This window comes from Pseudomonas synxantha (genome assembly GCF_900105675.1).
GTDB classification, from domain to species: Bacteria; Pseudomonadota; Gammaproteobacteria; order Pseudomonadales; family Pseudomonadaceae; genus Aquipseudomonas; species Aquipseudomonas synxantha.
In genome coordinates this window covers 5,839,411-5,854,602 of the sequence record NZ_LT629786.1, presented here as the reverse complement: position 1 = coordinate 5,854,602, position 15,192 = coordinate 5,839,411, and the positions used below count along the sequence as shown (strand labels likewise).

The window sequence follows — 15,192 nt, the reverse complement described above, 5'->3', positions numbered from 1 at the left end:
CATGCGAGTATGGATCGACGCCGACGCCTGCCCTCGGGCGGCCAAGGACCAAGTGGTGAAGTTTGCCCTCAAGCGCCAGTTCGAGGTGGTGCTGGTGGCCGGGCAGAGCCAGATCAAGCCGAGCTTCGCCTGTGTGAAGCTTATCGTGGTCCCCAGCGGCCCGGATGCGGCCGATGACTACTTGGTTGAGCATGCTGTGCCCGGTGAACTGGTGATCTGCAGCGACGTGCCCTTGGCCGACCGGCTGGTGAAAAAGGGCGTCACGGCCCTTGACCCACGGGGCAAGGAGTTCAGCCCGGCGAACATGAGTGAACGCCTGGCGGTGCGTAACCTGTTCACCGACCTGCGCGAGCAGGGCCAGATGGGCGGCGGGCCACCGCCCCACGGGGAAAAGGACAAGCAAGCATTTGCCAATGCCTTGGATCGCCTCCTTACCCGTCTTATGCGCACGGGTTAGTCATTTTCGTGGGTCAGCTCCAACACCCGATCCACCAGCTTGTTGATGCCTGACGCGACCTCGCTGATGTTTTTGCCGAGCATATAAGCCGGCGTACTCACCAGCTTGCGCGCCTTGTCCTCGACGATGTCCTCCACCGCGCATTCATGATGCGTGGCGCCCATCTTGTCCAGGGCTGCCGCTGTGTCGGCATCGTTGCCGATGGTGCAGGTCACGCCCGGGCCGTAGATCTTCGCGGCCAACGCAGGCGAAATGCAGATCAACCCAACGGGTTTGCCCGCTTCGGCGAAGGCTTCGGCCAGCTCCAGTACCTGCGGGTTGACGCTGCAGGCAGCGCCTTCCACGGCGAAGTCAGACAGGTTCTTCGCCGCGCCGAAGCCGCCAGGCACGATCAGCGCATCAAAGTCTGCGGCGTTGGCTTCGCGAATGTCCTTCACTGCGCCCCGGGCGATGCGCGCCGACTCCACCAGTACATTGCGTGTTTCAGGCATTTCCTCACCGGTAAGGTGATTGATCACGTGCAACTGGGCGATATTCGGCGCAAAACATTCGACTTGAGCGCCGCGCTGGTCCAGGCGCAGCAGGGTGATCACGCTTTCATGGATTTCTGCGCCGTCGTACACGCCACAGCCGGAAAGGATCACTGCAATCTTTTTGCTCATGGGCATTTCTCCTGATTCATGGCGTTAAATGTCTACTAATTTGTAACCTGTTGCCAATGGGATCTCACGGCGGGGCACCTAATCTTGATGTAACAAAAATAGACCGGACTAGCCCATGGACTTCGTGCCTTACGCGGTACCGTTTTTCATCGCCCTGATCGTGGTTGAACTGCTGGCCGACCGTTGGCGCGGCGCGCGCAACTATCGAGTGGCGGATGCCATCAACAGCCTCAGCACCGGCGTGCTGTCCACCACCACCGGGTTGTTGACCAAGGGTGTGGGTCTGCTGACCTACGCATTCGCCCTCAAGCATCTGGCGCTGTTCGAGTGGTCGACCCAGAGTGCCTGGACCTGGGTGTTCGCCTTCGTGTTCTATGACGTGTGCTACTACTGGCTGCATCGCATGGGTCATGAGCGCAATATCCTCTGGGCCGCGCATTCGGTGCATCACCAGAGCGAGGACTACAACCTCACCACTGCCTTGCGCCAGACCAGCACCGGTTTCCTGCTGAGCTGGATCTTCTACCTGCCCCTGGCTGTGGTCGGTGTGCCGCTGGTGGTGTTTATCAGCGTGGCGTCGCTCAACCTGCTCTATCAGTTCTGGGTCCACACCCGTCACGTTCCCAAGCTTGGGTGGTTCGAGTGGTTCTTCGTCACACCGTCCAATCATCGGGCCCACCATGCACAGAACGCTCTCTACATGGATCGCAACTACGGCGGGGTGTTCATTATTTGGGACCGGCTGTTCGGCACGTTCCAAGAGGAAGACGACAACGAGCCGGTCATTTTCGGTGTGACCACGCCCTTGGCCAGTTGGAATCCGTTGTGGGCCAACCTGCAGTTCTACGCGCAGTTATGGAATGACGCCCGGCGTACTGACAGCTGGTGGGACAAGTTACGTATCTGGTTCATGCGCACCGGCTGGCGCCCGGCGGACGTCAAAGCCAAGTACCCGATGCCCAAGCCGGACCTGAGCCAGTTCCGCAAATTCGAGGTGCAATTGGATGCGCGACAGCAGGTGTACGTCGCCTTGCAGTTTGCGGCGTACGTGGGGTTTGGCAGCTATCTGATGAATTTCGGCGAGGCGATGCCCTCGGCGGCGCTGGTCCTGGGTTGGGGAGCCATGGCGCTGGGCCTGTTTACCTTGGGGGTGGCGCTGGAAAATCGCCCGTGGGCGTTGAAGGCCGAGCTGGCGCGGTTGGCGCTGAACGCGCCGTTGGTATGGCTGGCACCGATGGTCGGTCTGTGGCCCGCCAGCAACCTGGCCTGGCTGGCGCTGGCGAGCTACAGTCTGCTGAGCGTGATCGGCCTCTACTGTTGCAGAAGCCGGCTTACTCGACTGGTGTCTTAGGTGTTTCCACCTGGGCTGGCTCTGCAGCGAGCCGGGCCTTGGCCGCGGCACAGGCCTCGCGGGCGATACGGGCATTCTTGAAGCGGCGGCGCAGCCACAGGACGAGGCCCAGTACCAGCAAGGCGCCCAGCACCCACAGTTCGTATTTCTTGACGCTGCCGAGCATGCCCTCCAGCACCGCGCCGAAGTGGTAGGCCGCAGCCCCCAGCGCAGCGGCCCAGATCGCCGCGCCGATCCCGTTGAGGATCAGATAGCGCAACGGCGGGTAGCCGGACAGGCCAATTGCCACGGGCATCACCGTGCGCAATCCATAGACGAAGCGGAAGCTCAGTACCCAGATATCCGGGTGCTTGCGGATATGTTCCAGCGCCTTGTCGCCCATCAATTGCCAGCGCGGCTTGCGTGCCAGCAGCTTGCGGCCATGCTTGCGCCCCATGTAGTACCAGAGCTGGTCGCCGGCGTAGCTGCCAAAGAAGGCAACGACCACCACCAGGTTGATATCCATGTAGCCACGGAACGCCAGGAAGCCTGCGAGCACGAGGATGGTCTCGCCTTCGAAGAACGTGCCGAGGAAGAGGGCAAAGTAACCGAAGTCATGCAGAAATTGTTGAAGCATGGTCTGGGGTGCTGGCGAAATGAACGCGCAGCCTACGCCTTCACGAAGATTCATGAAAGTATCGAGATGTGTCACGAAGTGAACAATTCCTACATAAATGACGAATGCGACTACAGGTCGCATCGATAAGCACAACTGTCATTCCTTCGTCATAATGGCCGCTTATAACTGCAACGCTCGCCCGTAAACGCGGGCTCAGGAGTCTGTCGTGAGCTTTACCCCTGCCAATCGCCTGTTCCCCGCTACCCGCCTGCGTCGCAATCGCCGTGATGATTTTTCTCGTCGCCTGGTACGTGAAAATGTACTGACGACGAATGATCTGATCCTGCCGGTATTTGTGCTCGATGGTGAAAATCGTCGGGAAGCGGTGGCATCGATGCCGGGTGTGGAGCGTTTGACCATTGATCAGTTGCTGATCGAGGCGGCCAATTGGGTCGAACTGGGGATCCCGGCGCTGGCACTGTTTCCGGTGACGCCGTCGGAGCTCAAGTCCCTGGACGCCGCAGAAGCCTGGAACCCACAAGGGATCGCCCAGCGTGCCACCCGCGCCCTGCGCGAGCGCTTCCCGGAGTTGGGCGTGATTACCGACGTGGCCCTGGACCCGTTCACCACCCACGGCCAAGATGGCATTCTTGACGAAGACGGTTACGTTCAGAACGACATTACCGTCGATGCGCTGGTCAGGCAGGCGTTATCCCATGCCGCAGCGGGCGCCCAGGTGGTTGCGCCGTCGGACATGATGGACGGTCGCATCCAGGCAATTCGTGAAGCGCTTGAACTGGCGGGCCATGTCAATGTGCGGATCATGGCTTACTCGGCCAAGTACGCCAGCGCCTACTACGGCCCGTTCCGCGATGCGGTGGGCTCGGCCCTGAACCTGGGCAAGGCCAACAAGGCCTCGTACCAGATGGACCCGGCCAACAGCCACGAAGCCCTGCACGAAGTTGCGGCGGACCTGGCCGAAGGCGCCGACATGGTGATGGTCAAGCCCGGGGTGCCTTATCTGGACATCCTTTATCGGGTCAAAGAGGAATTCAAGGTGCCGACCTTTGTCTACCAGGTCAGCGGTGAATACGCCATGCATATGGCCGCAATCCAGAATGGTTGGTTGAGTGAAGGGGTGATCCTCGAATCCCTGACTGCCTTTAAACGTGCCGGCGCCGATGGCATCCTGACCTACTTCGCCGCCCGCGCCGCCCAATTGCTTAGAGAGCAACAATAGCCCTCACAGGAACACTCGATGAATACCGAAGGACTCTCAGAAGTGGCTGTAAAAGACGCTCACCCGGTGGTTGAACAAGTCGCCGAGACCCCGCCGGAACTGGAGCCGGCCGCGCCTGCGGTGGTCGTTGAAGCGCCTGCGCCTGCGCCGGTGGCCGTGGTCACCAACCTGGATGACAGCAGCCTGTACATCCACCGCGAGCTGTCACAGCTGCAATTCAACATCCGCGTGCTGGAGCAGGCGCTGGATGAGTCCTACCCGTTGCTGGAGCGACTGAAATTCCTGCTGATCTTCTCCAGCAACCTGGACGAGTTTTTCGAGATCCGTGTCGCCGGGCTCAAGAAGCAGATTACCTTCGCCCGCGAACAAGCCGGTGCTGACGGCCTGCAACCGCACCAGGCCCTGGCTCGCATCAGCGAGCTGGTGCACGGCCATGTGGATCGCCAGTACGCAATCCTCAACGACATCCTGCTGCCGGAGCTGGAAAAGCATCAGGTCCGCTTCATTCGCCGTCGCCACTGGACCGCTAAGATCAAGACCTGGGTGCGCCGCTACTTCCGTGACGAGATTTCCCCGATCATCACCCCCATCGGCCTCGACCCTACGCACCCGTTCCCGTTGCTGGTGAACAAGAGCCTCAACTTTATTGTTGAGCTGGAAGGTATCGACGCCTTTGGACGCGACTCCGGCCTGGCAATCATCCCGGCACCGCGCCTGTTGCCACGGATCATCAAGGTACCCGAGGAGGTAGGCGGCGCTGGCGACAACTATGTATTCCTGTCGTCGATGATCCATGCCCATGCCGATGACCTGTTCCAGGGCATGAAGGTCAAGGGCTGCTATCAGTTCCGCCTGACCCGCAACGCCGACCTGGCGCTGGACTCCGAAGATGTCGAAGACTTGGCCCGTGCCCTGCGCGGCGAGCTGTTCTCGCGGCGCTACGGCGACGCTGTACGCCTGGAAGTCGCCGATACCTGCCCGAAACATCTGTCGGATTACCTGCTCAAGCAGTTCAACCTGGCCGAGTCCGAGCTGTACCAAGTCAACGGCCCGGTGAACCTGACGCGCCTGTTCAGCATCACCGGCCTGGACAGCCACCCGGAGCTGCAATACAAGCCGTTCACCCCGCAGATCCCGAAACTGCTGCAAAACAGCGAGAACATCTTCAGCGTGATAAGCAAGCAGGACATCCTGCTGCTGCACCCATTCGAATCCTTCACCCCGGTGGTCGATTTGCTGCGCCAGGCCGCCAAGGACCCGCATGTCCTGGCCGTGCGCCAGACCCTGTACCGCAGTGGTGCCAACTCGGAAATCGTCGATGCGCTGGTGGATGCTGCGCGTAACGGCAAGGAAGTCACCGCAGTGATCGAGCTGCGTGCGCGCTTTGACGAAGAGTCCAACCTGCAACTGGCCAGCCGCCTGCAAGCGGCCGGGGCGGTGGTGATCTACGGCGTGGTCGGCTTCAAGACCCACGCCAAGATGATGCTGATCCTGCGTCGTGAAGCCGGTGAGATCGTGCGCTACGCCCACTTGGGTACCGGCAACTACCATGCCGGCAACGCCAAGCTCTACACCGACTACAGCCTGCTGACGTCCGACGACGCGCTGTGCGAAGACGTCGGCAAGTTGTTCAGCCAGTTGATCGGCATGGGCAAGACCTTGCGCATGAAGAAGCTGCTGCATGCACCGTTCACGCTAAAGAAGGGCATGCTCGACATGATTGCCCGCGAGACCCAGTTCGCCCTCGACGGCAAGCCGGCGCACATCATTGCCAAGTTCAACTCGCTGACCGATCCGAAGATCATCCGCGCGCTGTACAAGGCCAGCCAGTCCGGCGTGCGCATCGACCTGGTGGTGCGGGGCATGTGCTGCCTGCGCCCGGGCATTGTCGGCGTGTCGCATAACATCCACGTGCGCTCGATCATCGGTCGCTTCCTGGAGCACACGCGAGTGTTCTACTTCCTCAACGGCGGCGAAGAGCAGATGTTCCTCTCCAGTGCCGACTGGATGGAGCGCAACCTCGACAAGCGGGTGGAGACCTGTTTCCCGGTGGAAGGCAAGAAGCTGATCATGCGGGTCAAGAAGGAACTGGAAAGCTACCTCACCGACAACACCCACAGCTGGAGCCTGCAGTCGGACGGTCGCTACGTGCGTAACACGCCGACCGGCAACCAGAACCCGCGCAGCGCGCAGGCAACGTTGCTGGAGAAGCTGGGTAGCCCGATTCTTGCGGTGAACTAAACCCCAGCACCAGCGAGGTCTAAAAAATGTGGGAGGGGGCTTGCTCCCGATAGCGGTGAATCAGTCGACACATTAGTCGGCAGGGCCACCGCCATCGGGAGCAAGCCCCCTCCCACATTTATCTATCGGTGTGCTTTTTAGCGCAGATTCAGGCTGAACCCCACCCGCGTCAGCCATTCCGCTTCCTGGGCGAAGTCCGCCTGGGTCAACTGGTTTTCATCCAGCCAGCCCTTGGGGAACACCACGTCAAGGCTGTCGCCAACGGCATGCAGTTTCACCTGGGGCATTTCCTGGGTTCCGCGAATGTGGTGGAACAGGATCGCAAAGCGCAACAGCGCGCACAGGCGGATCAGCTTGATGCCGTCTTTGCCAAACTCGGCAAACTTGTCCTTGGGAATATTGCGACGATGGCCGCGCACCAGCAGCGCGAGCATCTGCTGGTCCTCCCGGGAGAAGCCGGCCAGGTCCGAATGCTCGATCAGGTAGGCGCCATGCTTGTGGTAGTGGTAGTGGGCGATGTCCAGGCCCACTTCATGCACCTTGGCGGCCCAGCCGAGCAGCTCCCGCCAGACACCGTCTTCAAGGTCCCAATCCTCGGCGACCTGGTCGAAGGCGTGCAAGGCTTTGCGCTCCACACGAGCAGCTTGTTCCAGGTCGACGTGGTAACGCTCCATCAGCGAGCTGAGGGTGCGCTCGCGCACGTCTTCGTGGTGATGGCGGCCCAGCAGGTCATAGAGCACGCCCTCGCGCAGGGCGCCGTCACAGTGGTCCATGCGTTGCAGTTCGAGGGCGTCGAAGATAGCCTCGAGAATCGCCAGGCCCGCGGGGAAAATGGCGCGACGGTCGGGCTTGATGCCGTCGAAGTCGATTTTTTCCGCATCCCCCAGCTTGAACAGCTTGCGCTTGAGCCACGCCAAACCTTCGGCGTTTACCTCGCCAGTGCCATGGCCACCGGCTTTCAAGGCCAGGCCGATGGCGCGGATGGTGCCGGACGAACCGATGGCTTCATCCCAGGTCAGGCGGTGCAGGGCGTGTTCGATACTCATGATCTCCAGCCGTGCCGCCGTGTAGGCCTGGGCATAGCGCGCCGGTGTGATCTTGCCGTCCTTGAAATACCGTTGGGTAAAACTCACGCAGCCCATCTGCAGGCTTTCACGCAGCAGCGGTTCGAAACGCTGGCCGATGATGAATTCGGTGCTGCCGCCGCCGATGTCCGCCACCAGACGTTTGCCGGGAGTATCGGCCAGGGTATGGGATACGCCGAGGTAGATCAGGCGGGCTTCTTCACGGCCCGAGATGACTTCCACCGGATGCCCGAGGATGTCCTCGGCACGATGGATGAACTCGTTGCGGTTGCGAGCTTCGCGCAAGGCGTTGGTGCCGACGATGCGCACGGCGCCAGTAGGCATGCCGTTGATCAGTTGCGCAAAGCGCTTGAGGCAATCGAGCCCGCGCTGCATGGATTCTTCATTGAGCTTGCGCTCGTCGTCGATCCCGGCGGCCAGTTGCACTTTCTCGCCGAGCCGCTCGAGGATGCGGATCTCGCCGTTCTGGGCCTTGGCCACGACCATGTGAAAGCTGTTGGAGCCCAGGTCGATGGCGGCGATCAAGGACAGGTTCTTGGCTTGGGATTGCGGCATGGTTTGGGGATCTCGGTCGATAACCTCGCCATCGTGCCACGATCGACCGCTGACGCCAACGCGTTGTGCTTCGGTAATTTTATGAATGCTGTCTGTAAGGGTGTTTCATTATAAATGTAGGGAGAATTTGTATGTGGCCGTTGAAGAGGTGCTTCGGGGGGGTAAGAGTATTTAATCATATGCGGTGCCAAGATACCCATGACTTTGCTTACAGGGGTTGGAATAGTTTTTTGTCCGATACCTTGCTTGGGACTACTCTGCTAATGGATAAAGGTTATTGCTTGATTTAACCCGATACCACAATAAATGACGTGTTGTCTGATTCAATTGCTAAGCGCCAAGGCGCCAGACTGTCACTCGGCAATTCTGCCTAGGTGTTATTTATTTATCGTTTTGTATTACGGAAGATAAGGCGTTGGGCGACGGAGTCGCCAAGACCGAAAATAAAGAGCGCCTGAGAACTTCAAGTGACAGGACAAACATGAAAAAAATTATTGGATTGACCTTAGGTATTGCGTGCCTGGCTGCGACCCTGAGTGCCCAGGCAACCACCAGTGCCCAGTTGGTCGTCAGGGGCACCATTACCCCCGCTGCATGCAATCTCAGCCTGGCAGGCAGTGGCATCATCGACTACGGTACGATTCGCTCCGGCGAGTTGTCCCGCACGTCGTTCAACCCGCGCGAGGAGAGGACCACTTCCCTTGTCATCAATTGCGGTGCCACACCGGCCAGGTTCGGGCTCACCCTTACTGACCTGCAAGCGGGCAGCAAGGTGACAGGTATCCTGGGGGCAGGCTTTAGCGAAGCGCAAAACTTTGGCTTGGGCATGGTGGGAGGCCGGCGAACCGGTGGTTATTCGGTGACCCTCAGGGACCTGCGGTCGTCCGCAGCGGTGCTGCATCCGATCATGCGCACAGGCCTGGGGGCCTGGCAGAACAGTGATGGCAAAGTTGCCCAGTCGCCAAGCCAGTATTCTTGGCGTAACAGCGTGACTATCACACCGGCCTCTATCAGCCAACTGACCGGCACACTTGCAGTGAAGGCGGTAATCAACAGGGCTCAGGACTTGGATCTGAGCCGCGACGTTTCCATTGATGGTCGCGCCACGCTGGTATTGAGTTACATCTAAACAACTGAAAACAGCCGATCAAGAAACCACTATTTCTTGTTGGCTGTTTTTCTGTGGGCGGTTGATAGCCGATCGTCAACTTCATGAGTTGCGGAGAATGCCGAGTGCGTGGTTTTTTAATAAGTTGTACGCTGCTGTGGAGTGTTTATTTCAGCGCTGTTGCCACGGCAGACGGTATGTTGCCGGAAACAACAGTGGTGGTGCTATATGAAGAAGACGGCGAAGCCACGATCAATATCAAGAATACTGATGAGGGACCGGCGCTGCTTCATTCAGTTGTTGAAAACGTGCCTGAGGACCTGGAGCCGCTACTGATTGTCACACCGCCTATCACTCGAGTGGAGGCAGGGGAGACCCAACTGGTGCGCTTCATCAGTACCTTGAAGGAGCCGCTCAAGACCCAACGGCTCAAGCGTATCTCCTTCGAGGGCATCCCTCAGGCTCGGGTCGCCGGTGGTGCGACCATCGGCATTACCCTGCGTCAGAATTTGCCGCTGATCCTGCATCCGCGGGGGCTGCCGCGGCACCACACGCCTTGGGAGTTGCTGAAGTGGAAGCGTACGGGACAACAACTGGTCGTCCATAACAATAGCGCCTATGTCGTGCGCCTGGCGCCGGATGTGCAACTGCTGCCAAACGATATCTTGGCCACGTTGCCGCGCACCTACATCTTGCCGGGCGAGGTGCTGGTGGCGAAGGTTGACGTAGCCTTGGACGGCGCCGCTGAAGTTCAGATTCAGCCAGCTACGGTCTATGGGTTTTCGGTCGATAGCTACCGGGCTCCGATCAACACCGATGAGGGTTGATCACCCATGATGATGCCTTTGAATAACCGCGTCGCCGCCCCTTCGTTGCCCCGCAGGCCCACATTGCTCATCGGGTTTGCAGCGTTATGGAGCATGCCTGGTCTCGTGGCTGCGCTGGAGATCGGGGAGGGATTCGATCTTGCTGCGCTCACAACCCACGGTATAGACCCCAAGGTTTCCGACTATTTCCGCAGTGCGGCGCGCTTTCGCGAAGGCGTCCAGGTGGTGGGGTTGCGCGTCAATGGAAACCCCCTTGGATTGGTAGATGCCCGGTTCGACGCACAGGGGGGGCTGTGTTTCACCCCCGGGCTGCTGGAGAAGGCTGGATTGGTCAAGCCCCGGGGCATTCTTCTGGAAGGCGTCACGCCGGACCAGGCTTGTCATGATTTCCTCGGGCAGTTTCCGGCGACGATGGTGCGCCTGCGCCCCGGTACTGACGAAGTGGTGCTTGTGGTGCCCACCCAGGCCCTGCGTGAGCCGCAGTGGGAAGCCGGAAGTTTTTCCAGGGGCGGGGCGGCGGCCTTGTTCAACTACGACGTGCTGGGATATGACAGCCACTCGCGCAGCGGGCCGACACGGTTCGTGTCGGCCTATACCGAAGCGGGTTTCAACCTGCAAGACTGGATCGTCCGCAGCCGCCAGTTCTATGTGTCTGATAACGGCAAGACGCGCACTGAACACCTGCATGCTTATGCGCAGCGGGACATCGCCGCGTTGCATTCGACTTTCCAGGCGGGCCAGCTGTCGAGCAATAACCCGCTGTTTGGTGGCATCCAGCTCTCCGGCTTGCAGTTTTTTCCCGATGGGCAGTCCCGGATACCCGCAGGCAACAACAATGCGGTGGTCGAGGGTTTGGCCCAAAGCCAATCTCGGGTTGAGGTGCGCCAGTCCGGCGTGTTGGTCCACAGTACCCTGGTGCCCGAAGGGCCGTTCCGGTTGACGGGATTGCCCCTGCTCAACAGCACCAGTGATCTTGAAGTCAGCGTGATTGACGTGCGGGGCGCCAGGCGCAGTTTTGTCGTACCAGCGGCGTCGTTCGCAGGGGCTGCCCCGGCCGCGCCTGGGTATTATTTCTCGCTTGGCGAACTGCGCAGAACCGCCGGTGAAGAGGGCCCGTCACCGGTGATCGCCATGGGCAGTGGCACCTGGGGGCTGGGGCGCGATTCATCCGCGGGTTTTGGTTTGTTGAGCACCGATGACTATTGGGCTGCAGGTGGCAGCCTCAGCAGTGTGTTTTTCCAGCGGGTTTCCGTGAACGCACGACATAACCTGTCCCGAGACAGCCAAAAGGCCGTGTCCGGTTCACGTAGCAGCCTGTCCGCGAGCAGCCCGGTGGTTGCCAATATCGATGTCAACTTCAGTGCAACCACCCAGACGCGCGGTTACCGCGAAGTCACTGACGTGGGGCGTTCGCTCAAAGCCGATGAACTGAACTCGCATTTCAAAAACCAATACACGGCGGGCATGAGCTGGTCCGACTCTACCCTGGGCATATTTTCTCTGAACTACACACGCAGTGCTCAATTTGGCGGGCAAACTAGCGAGCATGTGTTCGCCTCCTGGAACAAGACGTTTGGCCACGCCGATGTTGCAATCATTGCAGATTCGCAGGTGGGTGGCACTCGGACCCGGCGTGGCGCTTCACTTGCCGACAGTGGGCCTGACAGTTCCCTGGGTAACGACCTGTCCTTGCGGTTGCAGGTCAGTGTGCCGCTGGGAGGGGATCGTCGTGTAAGCAGCTTCACCAGTCGCCGTGGGGACCAGTTCACCGCGGGGACTGCGCTGAGCGAAAGGGTCAACGAGTATGTGAATTACGAAGTAGGCGTCGAGCGCGACATCCGGGCCCGGGAGCAATCGGTGCGGGGCCAGGTGGACCTGCTGCCACGCTATACCCGGGTCGGCCTGGGCGTCAGCCGCGATCCCCTGGGCACCAGCTACACAGGGCAGTTGCAGGGCGGAGCAGTGGCTCACCCAGGCGGCCTGACCTTCTCGCCTTATACCGTGCAGGACACGTTCGGCGTCGTCTCGGTCGGCGATATCGGTTCCGCGAAAGTCCAGACACCACAGGGCCCGGTCTGGACCGACTTCAGCGGGCAAGCAGTGATCGCGAGCCTGCCGGCCTACACCAACAGCCGAGTCGAGGTGCAGACCCAATCGTTGCCCAAGCGCGTGGACCTGAAAAACGGCACTCAGGTACTTGCCGCAGGTCGAGGCTCGTTCAATACCGTGGATTTCGACGTAGTGAAAGTGCGTCGAATGCTGGTCACCGCGAACGATCAGCACGGCCGGCCATTACCTCAGGGCGCCTCGGTATTCGGCAAAGGCAATCGTTTCATCACCAGCGTGGTAGGCGAGGGCATGATTTTCCTCAACGACGTCACTGAGTCGCAAACCCTGCGGGTTTCATTGCCGGACTCTTCCACTTGCCTGTTGAACATTGACCCCGAGACCAAGCCAGACAATGACAAATTCTATGAAGCCGCATCGGCGGTTTGCCAAGGTGGTTAAGGCTGCAAGCCTGCCCTTGGCGCTATGTTGCACGTTGCTGGCGCCGTCTGAGGCGTTGGCTGAAAACTGTCGCCTGTCGCTGAGTCAGCCGCGCATCGACTATGGCTCGATACGCAGGGGTGCAGAGGCTCAAAGCACCACAGTGATGCTGACTGTCCGTTCGATCAGCGTGAATGTACTCTGCATTGAGCCAGCGGCCATGGCCCTGCGTTTTGTTGGCATTGCCGCCGATGGACAGGGTTTTCGGTTTGGTCGCGAGGGGCGTTACCGGTTGAGTCTCAAAAATGCCCAAGTGGACGGCCGCCCTGTCGATTGGGCGGTTGCCCATGTGCCTGGCGCGCCAGCCAGCGGCCAATTGCTGCCCGGCCAGGCGGTGGTGGCGCACGCAGCAGGCGGGCCGGTGGTCGGTCGGCGGCTCACTGCCCTGGTGGATATCCATACCGAACTGCCCTCCGATGCCTTGGCGGTGCGCAGTGAGATCCACTTGGAGGGGCAGGGCAGCTTTGAGCTGGTCAGCTCGGCTGTTCCACCGAGCCAATGAAATTGGCAAGCTCGGCGGTTCTTGGGTTGGCAAACAACATTTTCGGGTCGCCGGTTTCATGCACTTTGCCCTGGTGCATGAACACCAGTTTGTCGCCGACTTCCCGGGCAAAGCGCATTTCGTGGGTCACCATGATCAGGGTCATGCCGTCCTGGGCCAGCTGGCGCACCACACTGAGCACTTCATTGACCAGTTCCGGGTCCAGGGCCGACGTAATCTCATCGCACAAGAGCACCTTGGGTGACATCGCCAATGCCCGGGCAATGGCCACCCGTTGCTGCTGGCCACCGGACAAGCGATCGGGGAAGGCGTCGAACTTCTCGCCCAGCCCGACCCGCTCGAGCATCTGCCTTGCCAGTTGGGCCGCCTTGGCCTTGGGCACTTTCTGCACCACCTGCGGCGCCAGCATTACGTTTTCACCAACGCTCAAATGCGGAAACAGGTTGAACTGCTGGAACACCATGCCGACTTTCTGCCGCAGGCTGCGCAGGTCGGCGCGGGCGGCATCCAGGTATTCGCCGTCGACTTCGATCACGCCGTCGTTGATCGACTCCAGGCCGTTGAGGGTACGCAGCAAGGTGGACTTGCCCGAGCCGCTGCGGCCGATGATCGCCACCACCTGGCCTTCATCCACCGTCAGGTCAATGCCCTTGAGGACGTGGTGATCGCCGTAATACTTATGCAGGGCCGAAATTCTAAGCAGAGGCATGCAGTCTCCTTTCCAGGTAGCGCGCACTGAGGGATAAGGGGTAGCAGAGCAGGAAATAACCGAGGGCCACCAGGCCATAGACCATGAAGGGCTCGAAGGTGGCATTGGCGAGCATGCCCCCGGTCTTGGTCAGTTCTGTGAAGCCGATGATGGAGGTCACGGCGGTGCCTTTGACCACCTGCACCGAAAAGCCCACTGTGGGCGCGACGGCAATGCGCAGCGCTTGCGGCAGGATCACATAGCGCAGTTGTTCAAGTGGGTTCAGGGCCAGGCTGGCGGAGGCCTCCCATTGGCCGTGGGCGATGGAGTCCACGCAGCCGCGCCAGATTTCGGCCAGGTAAGCGCTGGTGAACAGGGTCAAGGCGATTGCCGCAGCCAGCCAGGGCGATATATCCACGCCGAGCAGGGCAACGCCGAAGAACACCAGGAACAACTGCATCAGCAACGGCGTGCCCTGGAACAGTTCGATATAGGTGCGGGCACTATTGCGCAGGAACGCTGCACGGCTGATGCGCATCGTCATCACCAGCAGGCCGATCAGGCCGCCGCCCACGAACGCCACCACTGACAAGAGCAGCGTCCATTGCAGGCCAGTGAACAGGTTGCGCACGATGTCCCACAAGGTGAACTCACTCATCGGCTGTTCCTCATCACAAATCGCCGGCCGATCCAGTTGAGCAATTGGCGAATCATCAGCGCCATGCACAGGTAAACAAGGGTGGTCAGGGCATAGGTTTCAAATGCACGGAAATTGCGCGACTGGATAAAGTTGGCGGCAAAGCTCAATTCTTCAGTCGCGATCTGCGAACACACCGCCGAACCCAGCATCACGATAATGATCTGGCTGCTCAGGGCCGGCCACACCTTGCCCAGCGCCGGCAGCAACACCACATGGCGGAACGCTTCGAAGCGCGTCATCGCCAACGCTGCAGCCGCTTCCAGTTGCCCGCGCGGGATGGCCTGGATCCCGGCGCGGATGATCTCGGTGGAGTAGGCCCCGAGGTTGATCACCATTGCCAGCACCGCCGCTTGCCACTCGGTGATCTTCAACCCCAGGGACGGCAGGCCGAAGAAGATGAAGAACAACTGCACCAGGAAGGGTGTGTTGCGGATCAATTCAACATACACACCAAAGATCCACGCAAACGGCTGGATCCTCCATGCCCTTGCCACGGCGCCGAGGGTGCCCAGGGCTACCCCGAGGATCGCGCCGATGGCCGTCAGCTCCAGGGTGAACAGTGCGCCGCGCAGCAGCAGGTCGGTATTGGCCAGCACTGGCACGAAGTCGAATTGATAGGCCATCTGTCAGC

Annotated in this window: 14 protein-coding genes; 8 read left to right on the top strand and 6 right to left on the bottom strand. The window is 60.2% G+C overall.

What is annotated here, in order from left to right:
* Nucleotide 1: 1 nt before the first annotated feature.
* Entirely contained in the window at nucleotides 2-457 is a 456-nt protein-coding gene (locus BLU48_RS27140) for a YaiI/YqxD family protein (RefSeq protein ID WP_057011383.1), read from the top strand.
* On the opposite strand, the gene elbB is transcribed toward BLU48_RS27140, so the two are convergent.
* The gene (gene elbB, locus BLU48_RS27135; protein ID WP_057022743.1) at nucleotides 454-1,119 is read right to left on the bottom strand and encodes an isoprenoid biosynthesis glyoxalase ElbB; all 666 of its coding nucleotides are present in this window, start codon (nucleotides 1,117-1,119) and stop codon (nucleotides 454-456) included. The two genes, BLU48_RS27140 and elbB, sit on opposite strands and share 4 nt — an antisense overlap.
* 115 nt (nucleotides 1,120-1,234) lie before the next feature.
* Here elbB and BLU48_RS27130 point away from each other — a divergent pair, with 115 nt between their 5' ends.
* Nucleotides 1,235-2,470, top strand: coding sequence for a sterol desaturase family protein (locus BLU48_RS27130; protein ID WP_057022744.1), 1,236 nt, complete (start codon nucleotides 1,235-1,237; stop codon nucleotides 2,468-2,470).
* Here the strand turns inward: BLU48_RS27130 and BLU48_RS27125 are convergent.
* On the bottom strand, nucleotides 2,451-3,086 hold the full coding sequence (locus BLU48_RS27125; RefSeq protein ID WP_057022963.1) for a DedA family protein: 636 nt from the start codon (nucleotides 3,084-3,086) through the stop codon (nucleotides 2,451-2,453). The two genes, BLU48_RS27130 and BLU48_RS27125, sit on opposite strands and share 20 nt — an antisense overlap.
* A gap of 208 nt (nucleotides 3,087-3,294) precedes the next feature.
* On the opposite strand from BLU48_RS27125, the gene hemB reads away from it, so the two are divergent.
* Nucleotides 3,295-4,308 carry a porphobilinogen synthase gene (hemB, locus tag BLU48_RS27120; RefSeq protein WP_057022745.1) on the top strand — a complete coding sequence of 338 codons (1,014 nt, stop codon included), beginning with the start codon at nucleotides 3,295-3,297 and terminating at the stop codon, nucleotides 4,306-4,308.
* Between the two features lie 18 nt (nucleotides 4,309-4,326).
* Nucleotides 4,327-6,549: a polyphosphate kinase 1 gene (gene ppk1, locus BLU48_RS27115; protein WP_046070036.1), complete on the top strand. Its 2,223-nt coding sequence runs from the start codon at nucleotides 4,327-4,329 to the stop codon at nucleotides 6,547-6,549.
* 137 nt (nucleotides 6,550-6,686) lie between these two features.
* Here ppk1 and ppx read toward each other — a convergent pair whose 3' ends face one another.
* Complete coding sequence (ppx, locus tag BLU48_RS27110) at nucleotides 6,687-8,189, bottom strand: exopolyphosphatase (RefSeq protein WP_046070035.1); 1,503 nt, start codon at nucleotides 8,187-8,189, stop codon at nucleotides 6,687-6,689.
* A gap of 481 nt (nucleotides 8,190-8,670) precedes the next feature.
* On the opposite strand from ppx, the gene BLU48_RS27105 reads away from it, so the two are divergent.
* The 4 genes from BLU48_RS27105 to BLU48_RS27090 all read left to right on the top strand — a co-directional run bounded on the left by BLU48_RS27105 (nucleotide 8,671) and on the right by BLU48_RS27090 (nucleotide 13,173).
* Complete coding sequence (locus BLU48_RS27105; protein ID WP_057022746.1) at nucleotides 8,671-9,318, top strand: DUF1120 domain-containing protein; 648 nt, start codon at nucleotides 8,671-8,673, stop codon at nucleotides 9,316-9,318.
* A 176-nt stretch (nucleotides 9,319-9,494) separates the two neighbouring features.
* Nucleotides 9,495-10,124 (top strand): fimbria/pilus chaperone family protein, encoded by a 630-nt coding sequence (locus BLU48_RS27100; protein WP_057022747.1) that lies wholly within the window; start codon nucleotides 9,495-9,497, stop codon nucleotides 10,122-10,124.
* 93 nt (nucleotides 10,125-10,217) lie between these two features.
* Nucleotides 10,218-12,632 (top strand): fimbria/pilus outer membrane usher protein, encoded by a 2,415-nt coding sequence (locus BLU48_RS27095; RefSeq protein ID WP_057022748.1) that lies wholly within the window; start codon nucleotides 10,218-10,220, stop codon nucleotides 12,630-12,632.
* A complete protein-coding gene (locus BLU48_RS27090) occupies nucleotides 12,598-13,173 on the top strand; it encodes a DUF1120 domain-containing protein (protein WP_231989001.1) in 576 nt (191 codons plus the stop codon). The genes BLU48_RS27095 and BLU48_RS27090 overlap by 35 nt, the downstream gene beginning before the upstream one ends.
* Here BLU48_RS27090 and BLU48_RS27085 read toward each other — a convergent pair.
* The 3 genes from BLU48_RS27085 to BLU48_RS27075 are packed head-to-tail and all read right to left on the bottom strand — an operon-like array spanning nucleotide 13,145 to nucleotide 15,184.
* Nucleotides 13,145-13,882 carry an amino acid ABC transporter ATP-binding protein gene (locus BLU48_RS27085; protein ID WP_057022749.1) on the bottom strand — a complete coding sequence of 246 codons (738 nt, stop codon included), beginning with the start codon at nucleotides 13,880-13,882 and terminating at the stop codon, nucleotides 13,145-13,147. The two genes, BLU48_RS27090 and BLU48_RS27085, sit on opposite strands and share 29 nt — an antisense overlap.
* The gene (locus BLU48_RS27080; protein WP_057022750.1) at nucleotides 13,869-14,519 is read right to left on the bottom strand and encodes an amino acid ABC transporter permease; all 651 of its coding nucleotides are present in this window, start codon (nucleotides 14,517-14,519) and stop codon (nucleotides 13,869-13,871) included. The genes BLU48_RS27085 and BLU48_RS27080 overlap by 14 nt, the downstream gene beginning before the upstream one ends.
* Nucleotides 14,516-15,184, bottom strand: coding sequence for an amino acid ABC transporter permease (locus tag BLU48_RS27075; protein ID WP_057022751.1), 669 nt, complete (start codon nucleotides 15,182-15,184; stop codon nucleotides 14,516-14,518). The genes BLU48_RS27080 and BLU48_RS27075 overlap by 4 nt, the downstream gene beginning before the upstream one ends.
* Between the last annotated feature and the right edge of the window lie 8 nt (nucleotides 15,185-15,192).

Coding starts and splice junctions, on each gene's coding strand:
- BLU48_RS27100 (WP_057022747.1), top strand. CDS start 9,495: ATGTTGCCGGAAACAACAGTGGTGGTGCTATATGAAGAAGACGGCGAA.
- BLU48_RS27105 (WP_057022746.1), top strand. CDS start 8,671: ATGAAAAAAATTATTGGATTGACCTTAGGTATTGCGTGCCTGGCTGCG.
- BLU48_RS27080 (WP_057022750.1), bottom strand. CDS start 14,519: ATGAGTGAGTTCACCTTGTGGGACATCGTGCGCAACCTGTTCACTGGC.
- BLU48_RS27085 (WP_057022749.1), bottom strand. CDS start 13,882: ATGCCTCTGCTTAGAATTTCGGCCCTGCATAAGTATTACGGCGATCAC.
- ppx (WP_046070035.1), bottom strand. CDS start 8,189: ATGCCGCAATCCCAAGCCAAGAACCTGTCCTTGATCGCCGCCATCGAC.
- BLU48_RS27095 (WP_057022748.1), top strand. CDS start 10,218: ATGCCTGGTCTCGTGGCTGCGCTGGAGATCGGGGAGGGATTCGATCTT.
- BLU48_RS27130 (WP_057022744.1), top strand. CDS start 1,235: ATGGACTTCGTGCCTTACGCGGTACCGTTTTTCATCGCCCTGATCGTG.
- elbB (WP_057022743.1), bottom strand. CDS start 1,119: ATGAGCAAAAAGATTGCAGTGATCCTTTCCGGCTGTGGCGTGTACGAC.
- BLU48_RS27075 (WP_057022751.1), bottom strand. CDS start 15,184: ATGGCCTATCAATTCGACTTCGTGCCAGTGCTGGCCAATACCGACCTG.
- BLU48_RS27090 (WP_231989001.1), top strand. CDS start 12,598: ATGAAGCCGCATCGGCGGTTTGCCAAGGTGGTTAAGGCTGCAAGCCTG.
- BLU48_RS27140 (WP_057011383.1), top strand. CDS start 2: ATGCGAGTATGGATCGACGCCGACGCCTGCCCTCGGGCGGCCAAGGAC.
- ppk1 (WP_046070036.1), top strand. CDS start 4,327: ATGAATACCGAAGGACTCTCAGAAGTGGCTGTAAAAGACGCTCACCCG.
- BLU48_RS27125 (WP_057022963.1), bottom strand. CDS start 3,086: ATGCTTCAACAATTTCTGCATGACTTCGGTTACTTTGCCCTCTTCCTC.